This window comes from Rhodococcus oxybenzonivorans, from assembly GCF_003130705.1.
In the GTDB taxonomy this organism is placed as follows: domain Bacteria; phylum Actinomycetota; class Actinomycetes; order Mycobacteriales; family Mycobacteriaceae; genus Rhodococcus_F; species Rhodococcus_F oxybenzonivorans.
On record NZ_CP021354.1, the window covers coordinates 1,332,975 to 1,349,788 of the forward strand.

Consider the following 16,814-nt stretch of genomic DNA (forward strand, 5'->3'; position numbering starts at 1 on the left):
GGCGGCTCCGGGGAGTTAACCGGCCATGGCCGATACCGGCGAGATCGCCCCGGCACGCCTGGCGGGAAGCAGTGCCGCAATCATCCCGCAGACCCCGCCGATCAACACGATGGCGAAGAGCTGCACCCACGGGATTCCGCTGAGCACCACATCGTCGTAACCGAAAACCGATGCAGTTCCGGCGGTTCCGAAGACCAGACCGAACACGACGCCCATTCCGGACGCCACACCGGCCACCAGGAGAGCTTCCCAGATCAACATTGCGCGTACTCCCTTTCTCGTCAGGCCGAGTGCTCGAAGCAGTCCCGATTCACGACGCCGTTCGAGGACGGACAGTGCCATCGTGTTACCGACGCCGATGAGAGCGATCAGCACAGCTACCGACAGCAGGCCCGCGACCACCATGAGCATGGTGTCGAACACCGAATCGATAGCCCCGCGCATCGCGATCATGCCTTGGACTTCGCTTCCGGGCGCCAGCTCACGGGCAAGTTCCGTCACCTGGTCGGTCGCCGCCAGCGACTGATCGTCGGAGTTGCCCTCCGACAGACGAATCCAGTACGCGTCGATCACCGGGGACGATGCCGACACCGCCATATCGGTGTGATCGAGGAGAGCCGGCTGACCGTCCCGGCCCTCTACCACCGTGACTGTGACGTCGCCGCGATCACCTCGGACCGTCGCCGTGTCTCCAGGGCTCAGACCGTTGTCCCGCAGTCCGGCGGGAGAAAGCACCAGCCGTCCCGGTGAGGGAAGGGTGATCGGGGTACGCAGCACGGACTGCGCGGCACTGCCCGACACCCCGAAGGCCTCCAGTTCGCCACGGCCATCGATGACCAGGTCGGCACGCTCGAGCGCCGAAACCCCCGACACACCCGTTGTTGCCGTGATCCGCGGGCCCAACGCCGGTGGAAGTCCTCGGTTCCCTGCGCTGCTGACCATCACGTCCACCGGAAACTGCTCGTCCATCGCGGCGGGGGCCGACGATTTCACTGTCGCGATCCCCACCACCAAGGTGCTGGTCAGCGCCACACCGATCAACAGAGCGGTGACTGTGGCGGCGGTCCGGCGCGGATTCCGGCCTGCGTTGCCCGCGGCGAGCTCGCCGACCGGACCTGCCAGCCGTGCCAGAACGATGCCCGTCCGGCTGATCAGCGCCGGCACCATCGTAGTGCTCAGTGCCGCGATGCCGAGGAACGAGAGTAATCCGCCCACAGTGGCTGCCGGAACTTGCTGTACGAGTACGCCTACCACGGTCATCGCAATTCCGGCGGCCAGCATCACGAGGCCGAGAACCCTGCGGCCGAGTGACATTCGCGCACTCTCCGGCTTTGCGTCCATCGGTTGCAGCGCTGCGAGTGGCGACAGTCTGGTCGCCGCCCGTCCGGGGGCAGACGCTGCCACCATGGTCATCACGATCCCCACTGCTACACCGAGCGCGACCGACAGAGGATCGACATGCAACATCGACAGCGGGATCGGTGCATCCGCCGCCGTGGCTACCCGTCCGACCACCCAGGCCAACGCGATCCCGACGCCGGCGCCGAGAACGGACGCGATGATCCCTACTGCGGCCGCCTCCGTCCGGATACTGCGGCGCACCTGTGATGCGGTTGCACCGACACAGCGCAGGAGCGCAAGCTCCTGGGTCCGCGCCGCGAGCAGCACTGCGAAGGTATTGGCGATCACGAGCGCCGCGACAACGACCGCGATGGCGCCGAAGGACAGGAGGATGGTACTCAGTACCTCGGCCTGGCCGAGATACTGTCCTGCAGCGTCTTTCGTAGCTGCGGCTCCGGTAGTCACGGTCGAGTCGGCGGGCAGGGCCTCGCGGATACGGGTGGCCAGCTCCCGCTGTGACAGGGACCCGTCACCGGCGATGCGTACCTCGTGGGTGGCGGCCTCACCGGCCCACTGAATCAGCTGGGCAGGTGTCGCGAAGACCGTGGTGCCGCGCATTCGCTGCGCTGTTCCGGAGAGGTCGACCAGCCCGACGACGCGCACACTGGTGGTCACACCGTCGCTCGCGTCGAGTGCGGTCACCGTGATCTCCGAGCCGACAGGGATTCCGGCGTCCTTACTCACCAGCGCCTCGCCGAGTCCCCTGGGCAGTTCTCCGTCGGAGACCTGCTGCCACCGCAACACACTGTCGTCCGCGATCGACACGGCGTCACCGTAGGACTTTCCGTCGATCGCGGAATCGACACGGACAGAGGCGCTCACGTCATCGGTTGTCGCGGCGACGCCGGGGATCCGGGCGAGGTCGGCCGCCCTGGCGCCCGGCCCGGAAGCGACCGCGTCGGTGCCCTGATACTGCACGGCGAGCGAGTTGTCGATTCCGGTGCCGACGGTGGAGTTCAAGGTCAGCGTCGCCACGATGTACCCGACGGCGATGACCACCGCGAGAATCGAGGCCACATACCGGCCCGCGTGCGCCCGGGCCTGCGCCAAAGCCAGCTCCCTCATCGTCGCACCGCCGCGAGGTCGTTCGCGCCGAGTGCACGCATCGACGCGATCACGGAATCTACGGTCGGCCGGAGAATGTCACCGGCGATCAGACCGTCTGCGATGAGAACCACCCGGTCCGCATACGACGCGGCAACCGGGTCGTGCGTCACCATCACCACCGTCTGCGACGTCTCCCGCACGCACGTTCGCAGGAGCCCGAGAACCTCTGTGCCGGAGTGTGAATCGAGGTTTCCGGTCGGCTCGTCGGCGAAGACGACGTCGGGCTGCGGAAGCAGAGCGCGCGCCACAGCCACCCGCTGCTGTTGCCCGCCCGACAACTCGTGGGGGAGATGATCGAGCCGGTGCGTGAGCCCGAGCTTGGCGACCACTTCCGCCATCCACTGCGGCGACGGGGTGCTGCCCGCCAGGCGCATCGGCAACATCATGTTGGCTCGCGCGCTCAGAACCGGCAGGAGATTGAATGCCTGGAACACGAATCCGATCCGCTCACGCCGCAGTTCGGTCAGCTCCCCATCCCCCAACCCGGTCACCTCGGTGTCGCCGAGAAACACGCGGCCGGCCGACACCGTGTCCAGTCCGGCCAGGCAGTGCATCAGCGTCGACTTGCCGGAACCCGACGGACCCATGATGGCGGTGAATGCGCCTCGCTCGAAGTCGACGTCCACCCCGCCCAGCGCCCGCACCGCTGTCTCACCCGTGCCGTATACCTTCGTTACCCCGCTCGCGCGGACCGCAGCCTGCATCGTCGTCCCCACCTCCGTGTTGGTCCTTGTCATCACGGAATCGACGTTATTGCAGGTGAAGCGGTGTGCGCGTCGGAGCGCGGAGCCATCTTCCGGCCGCGGCCGTCATCCTCCGGTAGGACGACGTGGGCCCCCAGCGTCAGTCCTCGGTACCGAGAAGGTCCGAGCGGCGCACCAAGCCGACCTGGAATGCGAACACCACCGCTTGCACCCTGTCTCGTGAGTGCGTTTTCGACAGAACGCGTCCCACATGCGTCTTCACGGTGGTCTCCGATATGTGGAGCTGCGCCGCAATTTCCGTATTGGACAGCCCATACGCCATGGCCTCGAGAACCTCCACCTCACGGCGTGTGAGTTCCTCCGGAAGCTGTGCGCGGTCCATCGAATCCTCGAGTAACGGCCCCACGTGCTGTAGTAGGCGGCGAGTGGCCCGTGCCTCGATCACGGCGTCACCCCGGTGCACCGTCCGGATACCGTCGAGCAACTGTTCCGGTGGAACGTCTTTGAGGAGAAAGCCGCTCGCCCCCGCCCGGATTGCGGACAAGACATATTCGTCGTTGTCGAACGTGGTGAGTACCACCACTTTCGGCGCATCTTCTGCGGCCAGCAGCTGGCGGGTGGTTTCGATGCCGTCCATGCGCGGCATCTGCACATCCATCAGGACGACATCGACGCGACGTGCCGCGAGTTCGGTGAGCGCCTGACGCCCGTCCGACGCCTCGACTACCACCGACAGGTCCGGCTGCGAATCGATGACCAACCGGAATCCCGCGCGGACCAGTTGCTGGTCGTCGATCAGCGCAACATCGATGCGGCCGCCGTGTTCGTCCATGCACTCACCCTAGGTGTTTCCGTGAGGGAGGACGGCGCGGACCCGAAAGCCGCCACCAGGTTTGGGACCAGCCGTCACCCGGCCGCCGTGAAGTCGTGCGCGCTCCGTCATCCCGATCAAGCCCTGCCCTCCTGCGGAGGGTTCGATGAGTGCCGCCGAAACGCCCCGGCCGTCGTCCACGACAGTGACAACCAGTTCGTGCTCGGTCCAGCTCATTTCGACGTCGGCGTGCGCCCCCGGTCCGGCGTGCTTGAGCACGTTGGTCAGCGACTCCTGCACGATCCGGTACGCGGTCAGACTCGTTCCCGGTGGCAGTTCCCGCGGGTTACCTTCGATCTGCAGGTGCACGTCCACCCCACTTCTGCGAAGGTCTGCGACGAGCGACTCGATATCCGACGCACCGGGGATCATGGCGAAGTCCCGGGGTCGGTCCTCCCGCAACACAGACAGCAGGGCCCGCATATCCGTCAGCGCTTGCCTGCCTGTGGCGGCGATCGTCTCCAGCGCAGCGACAGCCGCTGCGGGATCCTGGGCGGCCCCGTACCGCCCACCGTCGGCCTGAGCGATGACCACGGTCAGCGAGTGGGCGACGATATCGTGCATCTCCCGGGCAATCCGCGTGCGCTCGGTGATGGTGGCGATCTCGGCTTCCTGTTCCCGTTCGAGTTCGAGGAGCCGAGCTCGCTCCGCCAGCCCCTCGAGTTCCTTCATCCGAACCCGGCGCAGGTCACCGAACGCCCACACCGCGAGGACGAAGACGATGAAGGCGAGGGAGTTGTACACGAGTATCTCGGACGACTTGCTGTCGGAGAAGTACTTCACCGTCGCGCCCACAGCCCCGACCATGGCGAGACCGAGCGCAGTGAAACTGCTCCAACGCGGACCGTAGGCGGCGAAAGCGTAGAGCGCGATGGGGACCGCGACTACGGACAGCAAGAGGGTGTGTGCGATCACGACAAGATGCAGCACGGAGAACGCGGCGATGACGAAACCCGACACCACCGTGTGCGAACGACGCCACGCCAGCGGCACCGTCATCCCCAGGGAGACGACCACCGCGGCCACGCTCGCCTCCGCCGCGGTCAGGAGACTGAGGACGGTGACGACGCCGGCAACGCACACGTCGATTCCGCGGCTGTGTTTCGCGCTCCATCGGTACCACTGTTCGGTCGAAGGAAAGCGGGCCATGCTGTGACGGTAGCGCCTGTTCAGACGATCGGGCCGCGGGTGGCGCCGCACCCTGCAGGACTACCCGGACTGTGGGTACATTCTTCTCATGCGCTTCGGATTGTTCGTTCCTCAAGGCTGGCGCCTCGATCTCGTCGGTATCGATCCTTCCGAGCAGTGGGCGGTGATGCGCGACTTCTCGTTGCGTGCCGACCGCGGCTCCTGGGATTCGCTCTGGGTGTACGACCACTTCCACACCGTTCCGGCGCCCACCGAGGAGGCAACCCACGAGGCGTGGACCCTGATGTCCGCCCTCGCTGCCGTCACCTCACGGGTGCGGCTCGGCCAGATGTGCACCGCGGTCAGCTACCGCAATCCCGCGTATCTGGCCAAGGTGGCCGCCACCACCGATCTCATCTCCGGCGGGCGAGTGGAGATGGGCATCGGAGGCGGCTGGTACGAGCACGAGTGGAGGGCCTACGGATACGGATTCCCCTCGCCCGGTGAACGTCTCGGTCGCCTCGAGGAAGGCGTTCAGATTCTGCGCCAGGCCTGGATCAACGGCAGCGCCACCCTCGCAGGCACGCACTACCAGGTGGACGGGGCGATCGTGCGGCCACTTCCCCTCCAAGAGGGCGGCATTCCCCTGTGGATTGCCGGTGGCGGCGAAAAGGTGACCCTGAAGATCGCGGCGAAGTACGCGCAGTACACCAACTTCGACGGCACTCCCGAAGGATTCGCCCACAAGTCCGAGATCCTCCGCAGGCACTGCGAGGACGTCGGAACCGACTTCGATGCCATCGTCCGGTCGGCCAACTACAACGTCGCAATCGGAACCACCGAGGCCGAGGTCGAGCAACGACTGGCCACGCTGGTCGAGCGCGTCACCCCCTATGTCGGCGCCGAGGCGGCGGAGGGAACTCTCGGCGCCTTCCGCGGAATGCCGGGCGTGGGTACCCCGGATCAGATCATCGAGAAGCTGTCCGCTCTGAAGGCGCAGGGCATGACCTACGGCATCTTCTACTTTCCCGAAGCCGCGTACGACACGTCCGGTATCGAGCTGTTCGAGAAGGAAGTGCTCCCGGCGCTGCGTTGATCGACGGCTCGCAGGCCTACAGTGGCGGCATGTTCGTCGTCACTCTGAACACCGGCACCGTGTGGCTGAGCCCGCCGGTCGTCAGCGACAGCGACGCGATCTGTGCCGCCTGTAGCGACTCCGCGATCGCCGAGTGGACCACCATGCCCTCGCCCTATGCGCGATCGGACGCCGAGCACTTCGTGCGGCGGACCGTCCCCTCCGGATGGGCGGATCGCAGCCCGGTCTGGGCAATTCGCGAGCGCGCCGACGGACCGGCGGTGGGGATGATCGGACTACTCGCGCGCGACAGCTCGTCGGCCGAAATCGGATACTGGCTCGCCGCCGGTGCCCGCTCTCGAGGTCTCATGGCAGCCGCGGTGGAGGTAGTGTGCGACTTTGCGTTTCGGCCGGGTGGGATGGGTCTCGAACGCATCGAGTGGCGTGCCTTCGTCGGCAACCACGACTCCGCGGCGGTGGCCCGCAAACTGGGATTCCGGTTCGAGGGAGTGCAGCGCCGTGGGCTGCTCCAACGTGGAGTCCGGCGGGATTCGTGGATGGCAGCGCTGCTCGCGGACGACCCGCGCACGCCGGCAGACGGCTGGCCCGACTAGTTCAGCGCAGGCTCTCGGGAAGCTCGTGCTCGGACACGGCCACTCGCTGATCGGGACTCGTGCGCACGTGCTCCGACTCGGGGATCTTGCTCTCCAGAAATTCCCACTCCGCCTGATCGATGGCTTCGGCTGCGCGGGCGCGCACCGAGGAGTCCCGCGTCCCCCAGGCGATGGGCATCGGACTGACCATCTCCCAGGTGTCGGCGGCGCTGTGCGTGTTGCGGTCGCTCAAGAGCGCGACGGACGGCACCCTGTCGCCGACGTTCTGCTTCTGATGTGCACGGATCGGAACGTTCCGGGTGACCAGCACGTACGACGGCCGCCCTGCCGCAGGCTTCGCTGCGTCGATCAGTGACAGCAGCGTGAGAGCACGCGGGTGCACCTCCGAGATGACGGCCGGAACCAGTGGGCTCTTCGCATACATGTCTTCGATGCTGCCCACCTTCTTCGGCACCCAGAACGCCACCCACACCGACGTGAGAGCGACGAGCGCCACCACGACGCCGAGGATGATCGACCACGGATGTCCGAGCAGGATCAGCCCCACAGCCGCAGCCGCGAACAGCAGGGCAACGATGACCGCGGACACCTGGAGGCGTCGCATATCGGCGAACGTCTGATTCACAGACTTCGCGTAGGCCCGATCGACGGTGAACTCGAAATGTCGCACGGCACCAGCTTAGAGTCCCAGGCTCCGCGGCGGCGGAGTCACCCGATGGCGGGCCCGAGGAGGTCGTCGGCGTCGGTGATCCGGTACGCATAGCCCTGCTCCGCCAGGAAGCGCTGCCGGTGTGCGGCGTACTCGGCGTCGAGGGTGTCGCGGGCGACGACGGAGTAGAAGTGCGCTTGGCCGCCGTCCTGCTTGGGGCGCAGCAGCCGTCCGAGCCGCTGGGCTTCCTCCTGCCGCGACCCGAACGTGCCCGAAACCTGTACCGCGACGGACGCTTCCGGAAGGTCGATCGAGAAGTTGGCAACCTTGCTCACCACCAACGTCTGGATGTCCCCTGCCCGGAAGCTGTCGAAGAGTTCCTCGCGTTCCTTGTTCTTGGTGGAGCCCTTGATGACCGGTGCGTTCAACGCCTCGCCCAGCTCGTCGAGTTGGTCGAGGTAGGCGCCGATGATGAGCGTGGGTGCATCGGTATGCCGCTCGAGGATCGATTTGACCACTGCGATTTTCGTGTGTGCTGTGGAACACAGCTTGTACCGCTCGTCGGGTTCGGCGACTGCGTAGGCCATGCGCTCGGCATCGGTCAACGTGACCCGCACCTCGACGCAGTCGGCGGGAGCGATCCAGCCCTGGGCCTCGATGTCCTTCCACGGTGCGTCGTACCGCTTGGGGCCGATCAGCGAGAAGACGTCGCCCTCGCGACCGTCCTCACGCACCAACGTGGCGGTGAGGCCGAGGCGGCGACGGGACTGCAGGTCGGCGGTCATCCGGAACACCGGGGCCGGAAGTAGGTGGACCTCGTCGTAGATCACGAGGCCCCAGTCGCGGGAGTCGAACAGTTCGAGGTGCTTGTACTCACCCTTGGTCCGGCGCGTGATCACCTGATACGTGGCAATCGTGACGGGCCGAATCTCCTTGCGCTCACCGGAATATTCGCCGATTTCCTCCTCCGTGAGAGAGGTGCGGGCGATGAGCTCTCGCTTCCACTGGCGTCCCGCGACGGTGTTCGTGACGAGGATCAACGTGGTGGCTTTCGCCTTGGCCATGGCCGCGGCACCGACCATGGTCTTGCCTGCGCCACAGGGAAGGACGACGACCCCGGAACCACCCGCCCAGAAGGAATCGGCTGCCATTTCCTGATAGTCGCGCAAATGCCAATGGCCGTCCGCCGATCCGGGCGACGTGCCGTCGTAGTCGAGGTCGATCTGGTGGGCTTCACCGTCGACATATCCGGCAAGGTCTTCGGCCGGCCAGCCCACCTTGAGGAGGAGCTGCTTGAGTCGTCCGCGCTCACTCGGGTGAACTACCACGGTGTCGTCGTCGACACGGGCGCCGAGCATCGGGGCAATCTTCTTGTGCCGGGTCACCTCGGTGAGCACGGCGCGGTCCAGACTGACGAGGGTCAACCCGTGCGCGGGATTCTTCACCAGCTGCAGTCGGCCGTACCTGGCCATGGTGTCGACGATGTCGACCAGCAGAGGCTGCGGCACGGCATAGCGGGAGAAGTTGACGAGGGCGTCGACCACCTGTTCTGCGTCGTGGCCGGCCGCTCGCGCATTCCACAGGGCCAGCGGAGTGATGCGGTAGGTGTGGACGTGTTCCGGCGCACGCTCGAGTTCGGCGAACGGCGCGATCGCCTGCCGGGCGTCGTTCGCGCGTTCGTGATCGACCTCCAACAGCAACGTCTTGTCGGATTGGACGATCAACGGTCCGTCGGTCACGGAAGCCTCCTTGTCACGCCGGATTCTGGCCAGCCTGTCCATTGTCCTGGTATGGGCGTCGGCGCGCCACGTCGCCACCTCTCACCTGGCTCGATACCAGCACATTCCGGGCGGTAGCCGCCTAAATTGAGAGGTGAGCCGGTGGTTCCCCCAGAGACGAGGCCTGAGATGACCCAGCCCCCCGACCCCCCACGTCCCGATCCGAACACCCCCGGCCAGCCGCCGAACAACCCGCAGCAGCCGTACCAGCAGAATCAGCCCTACCAGCAGGGCCAGTACCCGCAGCAGCCTTACCAGCAGGGCCAGTACGGTCCGCCGCCCGGGCAGCAGGGTCAGTACGGTCCGCCGCCGGGACAGCAGGGTCAGTACGGTCCGCCGCCGGGACAGCAGGGTCAGTACGGTCCGCCGCCGGGACAGTACGGGCAGTACCCGCCCGGCGGTCAGTATCCGCCTCCGAAGAAGACGCGCAAGGGCCTGTTCATCACCCTCGCTGTGGTCGCAGTGGTGCTCCTCGCTGCTGTCGCCGCAGTCGGCCTGTTCGCCGTGCGTAGTGCCGATCAGAACAGCCTCGACGTCGGAGATTGCGTCTTCTTCGAATCCGCATCGACCACGGCCGCCGAGACCGAGCACGAAAAGCGGGACTGCTCCGACGACGACGCCACGTACGAGGTGGCCACCAAGCAGGACGGTGACGTCCAGTGCGGTGACGACTACTTCTCCTACACGCTGGTGGGGGAGAACGACACCGTCGAGAGCACGCTGTGCCTCATCCCGAACATGGTGAAGGATTCGTGCTACCTCCTCGAGGACGACGGCAGAATCGTTCCGGGTGTCTGTTCCCAACCCGACACCGTCACAGTGGTCGAACGGGTCGACGGCCAGGACGACGAATCCCTGTGCAACCAGTTCGACGCCGCATTTCCCATCGCCTTCTCGGAACCGCAACGCACCTACTGCATCGAGGTCAACTTGACAGGTTAGCGACTTCGCAGTCGGGAGTGCTGTTCCCGTCGCAACAGGGCCGTGCCGATGCGCTGTGGCGGGGAAAGCGCGGGCGTACCGTCGACGTCATGACCGACGACCAGGTTGCGCCGTGGGATGACATCTATCGAGGCGATGCGGAGAATTTTTCGGGACCGGTGCCGTGGAACATCGGTGAGCCGCAACCCGAGATCGCCGGACTGATCGCCGAGGGCAAATTCCGCAGCGACGTATTGGACGCGGGCTGCGGACATGCCGAGACTTCCCTCCACTTGGCGGCGCAGGGGTACACGGTGGTCGGTCTGGACCTGTCGCCGACGGCCGTTGGCGTGGCTCGGGCAGCCGCGGCGGACCGTGGACTGACGACGGCCACCTTTCAGGTGGCGGACATCAGTTCTTTCACAGGCTTCGACGGACGGTTTGCCACGATCGTCGACAGCACCCTGTTCCATTCGCTGCCCGTGGACCGTCGCCGCGACTACCTGCACGCCGTCGCCCGAGCGGCGGCACCCGGTGCGCAGTACTACATCCTGGTGTTCGCGAGGGGTGCCTTCCCCCGAGGGGCAAGGACCGAATCCGGTGACCGAGGAAGAGTTGCGCGAGGCCGTCGCGGAGTACTGGAACATCGACGACGTTCGCCCCGCATTCATCCACGCACTGCTCGGACCGGAGGAGGCCGCGAACTGGGAGCGCGACGACAAGGGGCGGGCCATGCTGCCTGCGTGGCTGCTGTCGGCTCACCGCGATTGATGGGTGGGCCGACACTGCGCGAGTCGTGCGGCGCAGCCAAGCGCAGCCCCTGCCAACGATCTATATCAGCTGGCAGGGGCGCTACACGGACAACCTGCTACGTGATGACGAGCGGCGCATGAGAGATTTTGGCGAGCACGGGCATGGAAGTCCAGAGACTGTGATCCACGCCATGGCACAAATTTCAACCACCCTGAATGCCGGTTCGCGAATGGCGCTTTCAGCCCTGTGAGTACTTGTTAACCGCGGGCGGTTAACAAGTACTCACAGGGGGTCAGGCGCCGATCGAGGCCTTCATCATCGGGAGCATGGCCCAGAGCTGATCTTGCCAGTAGCCCCAGGTGTGGGTTCCGGACGCGGGGAAGTCGTAGTGCGCGCCAATTCCCAGAGTGTCGAGCCGTACCTGGAAGGCGCGGTTCTGGGCAAGGGCGATCGCTTCGAGGCCCATCGCGGTGCTGGTGTTGAACGCGCCGATAGCGGAGTCCGGCCGGTCGTACGCACCCGGCAGCCCGCTCCCCGCGGAGATCCACATCGGCAGCCCGCGGAGCAGGGGGGGCGACGACGAAGGGGTCGTTGCGGAGCCAGGCCGGATCCCACGGCGGCCCCCACATGGAGTCGGAGTTGTAACCGCCGGAGTCGAGCATCGACACCCGAATGGCTTCGCGCATGCCCGGTGCCGACAGGTTGAGGTATCCGGACATCGAACCGGCGAACGTGAACTGGTCGCGGTGATATGCGGCGAGGATGAGGGCTGCGTTGCCGCCCATCGACAGGCCGGCCACGGCGTTACTCGTCCGACTGATGCCGTACACGTTCGCGAGGAAGTCGGGCAGGTTCTGGGTCAGGAACGACTCCCACTTGTAGGTGTAGGGCTGTCCGTTGGTATTGCTCGGGGCGTACCAGTCCGAGTAGAAGCTGGACATCCCGCCGACGGGCTCGACCACGTTGATTCCGTGATCCGACAGCCACGCGGCGTTGGTCTCGTGCTCCCAGCCGCTGACGTCGTTGGGTGCGCGGAGGCCGTCGAGCAGGTACAGGGCCTTGTTGCTGCCGTTGTTCGCCAGCCATATCCGTACCTTGATCTGCCCGACACCTCCCGGGGCGGCAACCCAGTGTTCACGCAGCCGGTCATACGGATTCGCCGCAGCAGTTCCGCCTCCGGCCAGTACGAATGCCAACGGCAGAATGACCACGGCGACCATCAGACGTACGACTGCGCGCAGCATAGTCCGCCGCCGCGTTCCGGTAACACTCATGTTCCAGCCTCCTGGTTGTCGTCCCCGGCCAGGTACATACTCGTAACACGTTATTGCCCGGAAACCCTGAGTCCAGGTGTTTGCGCACAATCGTTATCCGAGGCGCCGTTCAGTCGACTCGTGCGACGGAGGTGATTCGGTGCAGGGTGAAGCGACGGACACTGCCGCTCGCCGGGTCGAAAGCGTCGAGTTGACCACCGCCGACGCTCACGGGGTCGACGATGCGGTGCGTCGCGACGCCCTGCGCGTCGACGTAGCCGATGGACACGCTGCTCTTCTCGCGGGCGGCAGTGCTGAGCAGTGCGACGGTGGCGGCACTGCTGGCTCGCGACCCGTCGGCGCGGATGCTGCCGCGGCCTTGGGCCGAGGCGGCCAGATCACCCGCACGCAGGGTGCGGACCACTGCGTCGAGCTGCGCTTCGGTGGCGACGGCCGGTGCTCGAGTCCCGGGGGCCTTGCGACGGGTCAGCACCCGCGCGCCCCGCGGACGGAGGTCGACCAGCGCTCCCGAGGAATCCTCACCCGCGGGCGCGAACCCGGCGGCGCGCAGTTCGTTCAGTACCTCCCGCAGCGGGGCCTGCGACACCGCCACCGTCGGCGCCAGCGCGCGGAGCGCCAATGTAGTGGCCACGGGCGACGCCAGCACCTCGGCGAGCAGGGCGGGATCTTCACAGCGGACGAAGGACGAGGCGACTCCGGCCCGCAGCCGTCCGTGCCGCCGGGCAACGTCGTCGATCAGGTACGACAACGACTGCGGCACGGGGGTGCGCGACCGGGTCGTGAAGAGGCTGTGCAGCTCGGCGGCAGTCATTCCGGCGTCGAGTGCCCTACGCACGCTGTCTTCGCTGATCCGGTACATGGACGCCGCACCGGCCGACTCGATGTCCGCGACCAGGGCGATCTGCTCGAGCAGGTCGGGCGTGAGCGGTCCCGGAGCGACGACGGTGAGGTCGGCCTGCACGAGAACGTGGTCGACGGGCTCGGGGAGTGAGGCATGCATCTCCGCCTCGGCGTCACCGCCGTGAATGAGCGCACGACCGGCAGAGCTGAGGGCACCGCGCGCGACCAGACCGAGAGTCGCGGCCTCGTCGAGGGTCCGCTCCACCGCATGCACGCGCAGTCGGGCACCCCACCTCGGGCGACGCCACGCGAGCAGTCGGCTCAATTCCGCGGGCGCTGCGGACTGACCGCTCCCGAGTTCGGCGAGAAGCCCGAGGATCGTCCGCCGGTCGCGGGGTGCGGACGGCGCCCGCACCTCCTCCGACAAGGCGGCAACCGGTTTGTCGTTGGAATCGCGCATACCGATGAACCACGCCATGCGCGGCAGCTCGAGCCATCCGGCGGCCAATGCGTGCCATCGCCGGGCGATCGGCGCGTTCAGCCAGTTGTCGACGGCGGCCGTCGGCGCCCAGTAGCTGTCCCCACTGTCCGAGGGCGGAGCCGGATCAGGCGCGCCGCTCGCGATCAACCCGGCCGCCGAGAGAAGCTCGACCAGCAGACTCAGCCGGTTCTCGTCGATCCCGGACACCTTCGCGATGCGCCGTAGCTCCCGGACACCCAGACCGCCGGCCCGCAGGGCGGGCGCGGGCGCCTCTCCGAGAACCTTGACGACGTCCTCGCAGTGGCGGACCAGCTCGAGGGCCTCACCCGCCGCTGCGGCATTGATGTCGGCTGGTTTGTACTTACGGCCGGTCACGGCGGGCGGCGTCAGGGAGGTGGGGTCGAAAGCGGCTTCACCGCGCAGAACCTGACGCACCTGGAACGGCAGTTCCACCGTCTCTTCGTCGACCCAGCGCAAGAGTCCGGCGGCGAGAAGGCGCTGCACGGGCCGATCGGCAGGCGTTCCCGGGGCCGCGTCCCGCGTCCGACCGACTGACGTGGAGCGGGCGAGCGTCTCGAGGATGTCGCGTTCAACCGTCACCAGCTGTGCCAGAGCAGCGGTGATGCCGGCCTCGTCGAGCGTCTCCGTGGGCTCGGCGATACGTCCGACACGCCACGGGATGGTCGCGACGACGGCGGGAACGATGCGGAGATTGTCGGCGTCGCCCCACACCAGTGCCAGCGACCGCAGGGTGTCGAGGGTGGCGTCGACCGTCTTCTTGGTCACCCTCGTCCCCACTGCGCCCAGAAGTGCGGCGCGGGAGACAGGCATCTCGTCCGCCTTGTCGAGGGCGAGTAATTCGAGGATGCCGAACTCGAGCGAGGTGAGATTGTCGGCGGCACGGGCCACCGACGCCCGCTGTTCGGCACGTCCGGCGAGAACGACGATCGTGGCAGGCGGGGGGACCGCCAAGTCGGGGCGCGCACGAAGCAGCGCGATCAGGTGGGCGTCGCTGCGCGCTGCCAGCCAGTCGGCGAGACTTGCGCCGCCGGCGCTGCTCGTAGCGGCGCCGGGGGTCGTGACGGTGTCGTCGGTGTCGGTCATCGACTATCAGATTAGAGACCTGGGCTGTACGTCGCCGACCGCTCCTGTCAAAATGTCCCCGTGGCTAACAATTCTAAGAAGCAGTATGTGGATCCAGGGTGGCCCGAAACCGCCGATGGAGATCACGCCGTGACCGAACTGTCGTCGAGCCGGGCGGGCGGTCTGTCCCCGTTCGGCGAGGACACCGAGTTCCCGCTGCCGGCGGAGTCGTTGCCGTACGCGCATCCGCACACGGTGATCAACCGCTAGTACAACGGCAGAAGAGGGGCCCTGCACCGCAATGGTGCAGGGCCCCTCTTCGCTGTGCCGAAGGACTTACTGCGGAAGCAGGGCCCGGTTGGCGTCGATGAGCTGCAGGATCTGGGGATCGATCTGGATACCCTGAGCCTTGACGGCCTCGATGGCCGAGTCGATGGCGTCCGCAGCCTGCGGGGCCGCATTGGTGCTCGGAACGCCGCTCGTGAGGTCGGGGAGCGCCGGGGCCTCCGGGACGTCGGGCACGGTGGCCGGCGCGTTGCGCTGGGTGGGGGCGCTGCTCAGGCCGAGGCTCGAGGAGCAGGACGGCCATGCGCCCCATCCCTGCGAGTCGAGAACACGCTCGGCAACAACGATCTGCTCTTCGCGTGAAGCCTGGTTTGCGGTGGCGGCGTACTGGCTGCCGCCGTGTGCGTTCCACGTGCTGGGCGAGAACTGCAGGCCGCCCTGGTAGCCGTTTCCGGTGTTGATGCCCCAGTTTCCGCCGGACTCACACTGCGCGAGGCGGTCCCAGTCGGAATCAGGGGCTGCGTTCGCGGTGCCCGAGAAGGCTGCTCCGGCGACGCCCATGATGGCGCCGGTGACGGCGACCTTGGCGACGGTACGGCCGGTGGTGGTGGGCTTGCGATGACGTCCGCTCATAGTGGGTCGAGATCCTCTCCACACGCGCCTGCGAGGTCAGCTGTCGGGTTCGGGCTGAGAGGTCGCCCGGCCTCACCCCTCCTGGCTTGGAGAGGGTCTGGCTTCACCCCAAGGTCCGACTGTGCGTGGCACATTCGGACCGGTGTCCGCCTGGGAACTGGAGTTCCCTGGAGGACTTTGGGTCCCCCGTCCTCGTCCCTGGAATGCTTCGTCGGGACTCCGGTACCCGCGGGACGAGGCTTGGCGCGGCGGGCCGGATGTGGCCGATGTTTGCTCGACCGCTGACGACGGTAACGGTCCGAGGCCTCAGTGTCACCATTTGATAACGCCGCGTGTCCGTGCCTGATGCAGCCCACTATTCGGGGCCTCGCGGACTCTTCCCAGCTAGTAGCGGCGAGACATGCCTATCGCCGACCCGTTGCTCTTCCGTTACCGAGCCGTTATGTGAGTAACGTCACATCAGTGTTGGAGCGTCGACTATGTCCTTGCCGAGAGGCATGAGCGAGATCGGAACCATCTTGATGTTCGCCACGGCGAGGGGGATACCGATGATGGTGATCGCCATGGCAACCGCGGTGACGACGTGGGCGATCGCCAGCCACAGACCGGCGATGATGAACCAGATGACGTTGCCGATCAGCGACGCCACCCCGGCCGTCGGTTTGTCGACGACCGTCTTCCCGAACGGCCACAGCGCGTAGACGCCGACGCGGAAGGAGGCGATCCCGAAAGGAATGGTGATGATCAGAATGCAGCAAAGAATTCCGGCGACGAAGTAGCCCAGGGCGAGCCAGAGCCCACCGAAGATCAGCCAGATGATGTTGAGCAGAAGTCTCATGATCGTCCCGTCGTAGTGAGGGTCTGGATGTCGTCGCCGAGCGTGTGCACGATCAGCGTGTTCGTCGGCCCTGTCTCAGCGCCGCCACGATCCCGAGGAGGAACCCGATCGGGCACGCGAGCGCGATGAGATACAGGACGAGGCCGGGATCGCTGTCCGAGACCACCGGGGTGAGAAAGATCGCCACGATCGCGAGGAATCCGACCGCGAACAAGGCAAGCGCCACCCGCAGCAGACCATCGTGGGTGCGGGGGGTCCCGGGCGTGCTCGGGGGAGTCGATTCTGAGGGCACACCAGCAACGATAATGCCTGGAAACCCGAATGCCGGAGGCAGTGTGTGCAAGGTAGACTGTGGATACTGCGCGTCCCGCACCAAAGG

15 protein-coding genes, 2 pseudogenes and 1 riboswitch are annotated in these 16,814 nt (G+C 66.5%); of the genes and pseudogenes, 5 read left to right on the top strand and 12 right to left on the bottom strand.

The window, feature by feature from the left end; translation table 11 throughout:
- Positions 1 to 15: 15 nt before the first annotated feature.
- From CBI38_RS06405 to CBI38_RS06420, 4 genes are all read right to left on the bottom strand, one after another.
- The gene (locus CBI38_RS06405) at positions 16 to 2,466 is read right to left on the bottom strand and encodes an ABC transporter permease (protein WP_109327359.1); all 2,451 of its coding nucleotides are present in this window, start codon (positions 2,464 to 2,466) and stop codon (positions 16 to 18) included.
- Positions 2,463 to 3,245 carry an ABC transporter ATP-binding protein gene (locus tag CBI38_RS06410; RefSeq protein WP_204164879.1) on the bottom strand — a complete coding sequence of 261 codons (783 nt, stop codon included), beginning with the start codon at positions 3,243 to 3,245 and terminating at the stop codon, positions 2,463 to 2,465. Before CBI38_RS06410 ends, CBI38_RS06405 begins: the two co-directional genes overlap by 4 nt.
- A 106-nt stretch (positions 3,246 to 3,351) precedes the next feature.
- Complete coding sequence (locus CBI38_RS06415) at positions 3,352 to 4,044, bottom strand: response regulator (protein WP_109327363.1); 693 nt, start codon at positions 4,042 to 4,044, stop codon at positions 3,352 to 3,354.
- Between the two features lie 9 nt (positions 4,045 to 4,053).
- Positions 4,054 to 5,232 carry a sensor histidine kinase gene (locus CBI38_RS06420; protein ID WP_109327365.1) on the bottom strand — a complete coding sequence of 393 codons (1,179 nt, stop codon included), beginning with the start codon at positions 5,230 to 5,232 and terminating at the stop codon, positions 4,054 to 4,056.
- 88 nt (positions 5,233 to 5,320) lie between these two features.
- Here CBI38_RS06420 and CBI38_RS06425 point away from each other — a divergent pair, with 88 nt between their 5' ends.
- Both CBI38_RS06425 and CBI38_RS06430 read left to right on the top strand, forming a co-directional pair.
- Entirely contained in the window at positions 5,321 to 6,307 is a 987-nt protein-coding gene (locus CBI38_RS06425; protein ID WP_109327367.1) for an LLM class F420-dependent oxidoreductase, read from the top strand.
- A 29-nt stretch (positions 6,308 to 6,336) separates the two neighbouring features.
- Entirely contained in the window at positions 6,337 to 6,900 is a 564-nt protein-coding gene (locus CBI38_RS06430; RefSeq protein ID WP_109334892.1) for a GNAT family N-acetyltransferase, read from the top strand.
- Position 6,901: 1 nt separating this feature from the next.
- On the opposite strand, the gene CBI38_RS06435 is transcribed toward CBI38_RS06430, so the two are convergent.
- Positions 6,902 to 7,570, bottom strand: a complete 669-nt coding sequence (locus CBI38_RS06435) for a DUF3239 domain-containing protein (protein ID WP_109327369.1) — start codon at positions 7,568 to 7,570, stop codon at positions 6,902 to 6,904.
- A 38-nt stretch (positions 7,571 to 7,608) separates the two neighbouring features.
- Positions 7,609 to 9,288 (bottom strand): DNA repair helicase XPB, encoded by a 1,680-nt coding sequence (locus CBI38_RS06440; protein ID WP_109327371.1) that lies wholly within the window; start codon positions 9,286 to 9,288, stop codon positions 7,609 to 7,611.
- Between the two features lie 168 nt (positions 9,289 to 9,456).
- On the opposite strand from CBI38_RS06440, the gene CBI38_RS06445 reads away from it, so the two are divergent.
- Complete coding sequence (locus CBI38_RS06445; RefSeq protein WP_109327373.1) at positions 9,457 to 10,269, top strand: LppU/SCO3897 family protein; 813 nt, start codon at positions 9,457 to 9,459, stop codon at positions 10,267 to 10,269.
- Here the strand turns inward: CBI38_RS06445 and CBI38_RS38840 are convergent.
- Positions 10,266 to 10,523 (bottom strand): hypothetical protein, encoded by a 258-nt coding sequence (locus tag CBI38_RS38840; protein ID WP_230990307.1) that lies wholly within the window; start codon positions 10,521 to 10,523, stop codon positions 10,266 to 10,268. The two genes, CBI38_RS06445 and CBI38_RS38840, sit on opposite strands and share 4 nt — an antisense overlap.
- Between CBI38_RS38840 and CBI38_RS06450 the strand changes: the two are divergent.
- A pseudogene (locus tag CBI38_RS06450) lies at positions 10,428 to 11,019 on the top strand (class I SAM-dependent methyltransferase). The gene CBI38_RS38840 and the pseudogene CBI38_RS06450 overlap by 96 nt on opposite strands.
- A gap of 274 nt (positions 11,020 to 11,293) precedes the next feature.
- Here CBI38_RS06450 and CBI38_RS06455 read toward each other — a convergent pair.
- Together CBI38_RS06455 and CBI38_RS06460 are read right to left on the bottom strand one after the other, a co-directional pair.
- A pseudogene (locus CBI38_RS06455) lies at positions 11,294 to 12,275 on the bottom strand (alpha/beta hydrolase).
- A 109-nt stretch (positions 12,276 to 12,384) separates the two neighbouring features.
- A complete protein-coding gene (locus CBI38_RS06460; RefSeq protein WP_109327374.1) occupies positions 12,385 to 14,700 on the bottom strand; it encodes a helicase-associated domain-containing protein in 2,316 nt (771 codons plus the stop codon).
- A 60-nt stretch (positions 14,701 to 14,760) separates the two neighbouring features.
- On the opposite strand from CBI38_RS06460, the gene CBI38_RS06465 reads away from it, so the two are divergent.
- On the top strand, positions 14,761 to 14,949 hold the full coding sequence (locus tag CBI38_RS06465) for a hypothetical protein (protein WP_109327376.1): 189 nt from the start codon (positions 14,761 to 14,763) through the stop codon (positions 14,947 to 14,949).
- Between the two features lie 66 nt (positions 14,950 to 15,015).
- Here the strand turns inward: CBI38_RS06465 and CBI38_RS06470 are convergent, their stop codons facing one another.
- From CBI38_RS06470 to CBI38_RS06480, 3 genes are all read right to left on the bottom strand, one after another.
- A complete protein-coding gene (locus CBI38_RS06470; RefSeq protein ID WP_109327378.1) occupies positions 15,016 to 15,597 on the bottom strand; it encodes a resuscitation-promoting factor Rpf1 domain-containing protein in 582 nt (193 codons plus the stop codon).
- Between the two features lie 9 nt (positions 15,598 to 15,606).
- A riboswitch (cyclic di-AMP (ydaO/yuaA leader) is annotated at positions 15,607 to 15,821 on the bottom strand.
- A gap of 230 nt (positions 15,822 to 16,051) precedes the next feature.
- Positions 16,052 to 16,435, bottom strand: a complete 384-nt coding sequence (locus tag CBI38_RS06475) for a YccF domain-containing protein (protein WP_109327380.1) — start codon at positions 16,433 to 16,435, stop codon at positions 16,052 to 16,054.
- Positions 16,436 to 16,487: 52 nt separating this feature from the next.
- Positions 16,488 to 16,727, bottom strand: coding sequence for a hypothetical protein (locus CBI38_RS06480; protein ID WP_109327382.1), 240 nt, complete (start codon positions 16,725 to 16,727; stop codon positions 16,488 to 16,490).
- Between the last annotated feature and the right edge of the window lie 87 nt (positions 16,728 to 16,814).